The 4,624-nt window shown below is 64.6% G+C and carries 5 protein-coding genes; 3 read left to right on the top strand and 2 right to left on the bottom strand.

Annotated features, from left to right (window positions below; genetic code table 11):
• Window positions 1-1,099 (bottom strand): MFS transporter (locus WBV42_RS14150; RefSeq protein ID WP_423986599.1); only part of this gene is annotated, 1,099 nt, incomplete at its 3' end.
• 110 nt (window positions 1,100-1,209) lie between these two features.
• Window positions 1,210-1,872 (bottom strand): helix-turn-helix domain-containing protein, encoded by a 663-nt coding sequence (locus WBV42_RS14145; protein WP_423986598.1) that lies wholly within the window; start codon window positions 1,870-1,872, stop codon window positions 1,210-1,212.
• 89 nt (window positions 1,873-1,961) lie between these two features.
• Between WBV42_RS14145 and WBV42_RS14140 the strand changes: the two genes are divergently transcribed.
• The 3 genes from WBV42_RS14140 to WBV42_RS14130 form a co-directional block, all read left to right on the top strand.
• Window positions 1,962-3,311, top strand: coding sequence for a cytochrome P450 (locus tag WBV42_RS14140; RefSeq protein ID WP_423986597.1), 1,350 nt, complete (start codon window positions 1,962-1,964; stop codon window positions 3,309-3,311).
• 86 nt (window positions 3,312-3,397) lie between these two features.
• Window positions 3,398-4,390, top strand: coding sequence for a M48 family metalloprotease (locus tag WBV42_RS14135; protein ID WP_423986596.1), 993 nt, complete (start codon window positions 3,398-3,400; stop codon window positions 4,388-4,390).
• A 23-nt stretch (window positions 4,391-4,413) separates the two neighbouring features.
• On the top strand, window positions 4,414-4,624 hold a 211-nt coding region (locus tag WBV42_RS14130; protein ID WP_423986595.1), incomplete at its 3' end, for a winged helix-turn-helix domain-containing protein.

The raw sequence follows: 4,624 nt of genomic DNA, 5'->3' as shown, positions 1-4,624 counted from the left end.
GTCCCGCGGCGCGCCCGAGGAACGTCGTGCTGTTGCGTAGGCTCAGCGCCCCGCCGCGCAGTCCCGCGGAGACGAGGTCGCTGATGGCGGCGTCCACGGCGGGCATGGACAGGCCGAGACCCGCACCGAGGACGAGCATCGTCACGCCGATGAAAACCGGCGAGGGTGCCAACCACGCGCCGAACAGGCCGACGGAGTAGCAGGCGAACCCGGCGGCGATGAGGCCGTAGTTCGACGTGTACCGCGCGAACCAGCCGTTCTTCGCGGAGACGACGACCGACGAGAGTTCCGCGACCGAGAGCAGGAGTCCGATGGCCAACGCCGACAGGCCGAAGTCCCCGGCCAGCAGGAACGGCAGAATCGTGAGCACCGTGCCGAACAACAGCAGTTCGGTCATGCACGCCGCGCCGTAGCAGACGAGCGCATCGGGTCCGCTGAGGACGCTGGCGGCGCGGCGCAGATAGGCGAGTCCCTTCGAGTCGCGTTCGTGGGCGGGTTCCTCCAGATGCCGAACCGCGTACAGCGCGAGCGGCAGGCTGAGCAGGTAGGCGAGGTACGGCACGTTCCACGCGACGGTGGCGAGCGCGCCGCCGACGATGGGGAAGAGCGCGGCCCCCGCGGACAGCACCGCGTTGTTCATCCCGAGCACGGAGTTCCGTTGGGTGCCCTCGAACGAGTCCCCGATGAGCGTGACGGTGGTGATGAAGATACCGGCGGCGGCGGTCCCGCCGATGGTTCGCAGCAGCAGGATGGCCTCGTAACTCGGCGCGAGAGCGATGGCTCCACCCGAGATGCTGAACGCGATCAGCCCCCAGATGAGGACGGCCCGCCTGCCGATCCGGTCGGCGAGCATGCCGATGAACGGCGACAGCACGATTCCGGTCAGGAAGTAGGTGCTGATGAGCAGGCTCGCCTGTGCGTCGGTGATGCCGAACGCGTCCCGAAACGCGGGGAGCGTCGGACTGATGAGCGGGACGCCGAGCGGCGCGAGGAGCGTCGCCGCGAGGACGATCTGGACCGTGGACGACCGCCACGGAGACGTCTCCTCATCGGTGTTCGCGTTGCTATCCCCGGAAGCGGTCGGCTGTGGCGGTGTCATGGTTCCCCCCGTTCCCCGGCAATCCGTGCCTACTAGAACTGACGCTGGGGAGGTAATTAATCTCAGCCCTACCGGCACGTCGTAACCGTCCCGAAACGGGATTTCGGCGATCAGTTGACGTACGCGCCGACCAACCTCGACTCGATTCGTTGGAGTCGCTCGCTGACGGTCCCCGTCGAGAGGCCGAGTTCCTCGGCGAGTTCCCGGTGGGTCGTCTCCCGGGGAACCTCGTAGTACCCCTCGCGAACGGCGAGGTCGAAGAGCGTCTCCTGTCGCTCGGTGAGTATCGACGAGAGCTTTCCCATGTCGGGTTCGTACTCGCCCATCCGTTCGAGTTTCAGGGAGATGCCGTCGGGAACGTCACCCGCGGCCTGTCGAATCGCCTCGCTGGTTCCGATCACGGTGAGTTGCAGGCCGTGTTCGCTCCCCGTGTCGATGTACCGAATCGGCCAGTCGAGGACGATTTCGTGTTCGCGCAGGATGGTGAGCAGGTCATCGACCAGCCCGCCGGTTCGACACTGCAGATAGAGGACGCCGTAGCCGTCCTCACCGACGATGTCGTATTCGATGGTTTCGGGCGAACCGGCCAACAGTTCCCGCGCGACGTCGAGGTCGCCACTGAGTTCCACGAGTTCCACGTATCGGCCCTCGTACACCGGTCCGACGTACCGAATCGTTTCGACCGTCACGTCGTCGGTCTCGGAGAGCAGGTCGTCGATGGGATGGACGGGCGTGTCGTCCTCCCACGTCATGACGATCGTCGCGTACCGCATGGGGAACGATACTGCACGAGAGTATTTAAACACACCTAGGATGCTCGGATATAGAGATAGACCGCTGGGGGCAGTACTAGGTAGCAACCATGAGTAGCGACACACCCCCCACGGGGGACACGCCACCGGGACCGGATGGCCTCCCTATCGTCGGAACGCGATGGGATTTCATCCGCGACCCGTTCGGCTTCATGACGGAAAACGCCCGCGAGTACGGGGACATCGTTCACTGGGAAGAACTGTCGGGACCGATGTATCAGCTCAACCACCCTGACTACATCGAACAGGTACTCGTCCAGAACAATCAGAACTACATCAAGGGCGAGGGGTTCCAGAACATCCTCGGGCCGGTACTGGGGAAGGGTATCCTGAACAGCGAAGGCGCGGTCTGGCGGCGCAACCGCCACCTCATTCAACCCGCCTTCCACCCCAAGGAGATTCAGCGATACTCCTCCATGATGACGGAGTTCACCGAGGAGGAACTCGCCACGTGGGAGGACGGCGAGACGCGACTCGTCCACGAGGACATGATGGAGGTGACGCTCAAAATCGTCGCACGGGCGCTGTTCGGCGTCGATATCGACGACGAAGTTCACACCGTCGGGTCGGCGCTGGGGGAGTTCATGCTCGGAACCGAAAGCCTCGCGAACTTCATCCTCCCGCCTGGGATTCCCACGCCGTCGAGAATGCAGATCAAGGACGCGCGAGAGCAACTCGACGACGTCGTCTACCAACTGATCCGGGAGCGGCGCGAGGACCCGACCGGCGAGGGCGTCATCTCGACGCTCCTCGACGCGACGGACGAGCACGGCAACCACATGAGCGACGAGCAGATACGGGACGAAGTCGTCACGCTCCTGCTCGCCGGACACGAGACGACGGCGCTCTCGCTGACGCTCACGATGTACGCCCTCGCGCAGTATCCCGAGGAGGAGGAGAAACTCGTCGCCGAACTGGACGAAGTGCTCGACGGCGAGACGCCGACGATGGCCGACCTGGACGACTTGACGTACACCGAAAAGGTCGTCAAGGAATCGATGCGACTCTACCCGCCCGTACCGGGCATCGTCCGCGAGGCGACCAAACCGGACATCATCGGCGGCTACGAGATTCCGGCGGGTGCGACGGTGCAGATGAACCAGTGGGTCGTCCACCGCGACCCGCGCTGGTACGACGACCCGCTCGCGTTCCGACCCGAGCGCTGGACCAAGGAGTTCGAGAAGTCGCTCCCGAAACTCGCGTACTTCCCGTTCGCGGCCGGACCACGGCGCTGTATCGGCGACCGCTTCGCCATGCTGGAGGCGCGTCTCCTGCTCGCCACCATCTACCAGCAGTTCCACATCGAACTCACGCCCGAGGCCGAACTGGACCTGATGGCGACGATCACGGCCCGCCCGAAGAAGGAGATACCGATGACCGTCCACCGACGCTCCGACTGAGCGAATTTCGCGGACGACCCCGGTTCCGACTCGATTTTTCGCCATCGCAGAAAGATTTCATCATCGCTGAGAACATACGCCATCGTATGGAGTGGAAACCGGATCGGGGGTTGCAGGTTCGGATGGTCGCCACGTTGTGTCTCGTCGTCCTCTTCGCGATTGCGATTCCGGCGACACTCTGGCTCATCGTTACGGCGGGAGCACGCCTCGTCGCGCTCTTTACCGGAACGACGATGACCGCCGTCCTCATCATGGCGGGATTGGCAGGCGGATCGAGCGTGCTCGGCTTCTACGTCATCGAACGCTACGCGAACAGTGATTTGACGGGCTTCCCGAAGGACGGAGACGACGAACCCGTCGTCGTCGAAGTCCCCACGGAAGTCGAGGCGCGCGCGACGAAAATCGCCAGCCATCTGTCGGTTCCTCGACCGGACATCGAGTGTCGGACCTCGAATGTTCCGACGGCGTTCACGACCGGGTATTCGCCCGAGAGCGCGACCATCGTCGTGACGACGGCGCTCGTGGAGACGCTCTCGGCCGACGAACTCGAAGCCGTGCTCGCACACGAGTTCGCCCACGTTCGCCACCGGGATTTCCTCGTCGTCACCCTCGCGTCGCTTCCCCTGCGTGTCGCCCTGCGGGTTCGAAAGTACGCGGACAGACATTGGGCGTTGGACGCCGAGCGAGGTGCCCATCCGCTCGTCGGCCTGTTCTTCGCCTTCTCGTATGCGCTCTCGGCCGTCTTCAGTTTCGTCGGACGAGTCCTGCTCGCGCTCCTCTCGCGCTATCGGGAACTCGCCGCCGACCGCGGCGCGGTTCGAATCACCGGGAACGCGGGCGAACTCGCCTCGGCGCTCCGGAAACTGTACGACGCGACGGCGGCGTGCCCGCCGACTGACATGCGAGACGCCTACGAAATCCCGCCGGAACGCGCCATCGTCCCGCTCTCGATGGCGACCGACGTGGCCGGAGCGGATTCGGCGGACGCGGACACGCCGTGGCTCGAAACCCACCCGTCGCTCGAAACACGGTTGGAACGACTTCGCGAGGCGGAAGAGCAGTTCGAACGGGCATCGTGATCCGTCGGTAGCCCGGAGAACTGATGTACCGAGCGGTACGACAGGTACTGACGATGGACGACGCGACGCCACGGGCGACGTTCGACGCACAACTCGTCTCCGGCGATGTCACGTTCGACGCACGGGACGTGCAACTGCTTCGGGCGATAGACGAACACGGCTCGCTCAACGCGGCGGCGACCGCCCTCGGACGGTCGTACGCCCACGCACAGCGCCGAGTCGTGACGCTGGAGG

The sequence above is a fragment of the Haladaptatus sp. genome, assembly GCF_049589095.1.
Lineage (GTDB): Archaea > Halobacteriota > Halobacteria > Halobacteriales > Haladaptataceae > Haladaptatus.
This window is presented reverse-complemented; position numbering and strand designations above follow the sequence as displayed.

What these genes read in the sequence shown, in the direction of transcription:
- WBV42_RS14145 (WP_423986598.1), bottom strand. Translation starts at nt 1,872, where the DNA reads ATGCGGTACGCGACGATCGTCATGACGTGGGAGGACGACACGCCCGTC.
- WBV42_RS14140 (WP_423986597.1), top strand. Translation starts at nt 1,962, where the DNA reads ATGAGTAGCGACACACCCCCCACGGGGGACACGCCACCGGGACCGGAT.
- WBV42_RS14135 (WP_423986596.1), top strand. Translation starts at nt 3,398, where the DNA reads ATGGAGTGGAAACCGGATCGGGGGTTGCAGGTTCGGATGGTCGCCACG.